Annotated in this window: 1 pseudogene; it reads right to left on the reverse strand. The window is 47.9% G+C overall.

Annotated features, from left to right (window positions below):
- Positions 1-657 (reverse strand): annotated as a pseudogene (locus tag R7P74_RS26980) (peptidoglycan glycosyltransferase FtsI); the annotation flags it as partial.

The following is a 657-nucleotide window of genomic DNA, read 5'->3' on the forward strand; positions in this document are numbered from 1 at the left end:
ATGGTCTTTTTACCTTCTTCACCGGTTAGCCATTCATCGTAACTGCGCTCAACCCCCTCTAGGCCATGACCGTCAATGCCTGTCACACCGACAAGGTGCGCACTGACTTCGCCAGCCGGGTAATAACGACGAGACTCCGACTTAAGACCAATACCTGGTAGCTTCAGTTCACGAATGTAGTTTGCCATTGCTGGGCTCACCTGACGCTGCAGGTAAATAAAGCGACGATTTTCGTTGCGCTTGATTTTGTCAATCAGGCCTTGGCGATCCACACCTAACACGTCAGCTAAGGCATACCAGTTTTGTTTCTGACTTAGTGCATTTTCTTTAAAAATGGTGGCTGGATCGGCCCAAACCGCTTCAACAGGCACACTCACCGCTAAAGGTTCACCATTGCGATCAGAAATAATGCCTCGTGCAGACGGGATAGACTTAACACGAATCGAACGTAGATCGCCCTGCTTAATGAGATTATCCGGCTCGATGATTTGAATATAGGCCACACGAGCGACAAGAAGCGCAAAGGCGCAGAAAACAAAAAACAGCAATAAATGGAAGCGCCAGCGAATCAAAAATGATGGCTCTACTTCTACTTTCGGTGCGGTTTTGGTGTCGTTTACTGCGGCTTTGGGTTTCGCAGAAGACTTACGCTTATTT

The organism is Vibrio sp. 2033 (assembly GCF_033339735.1).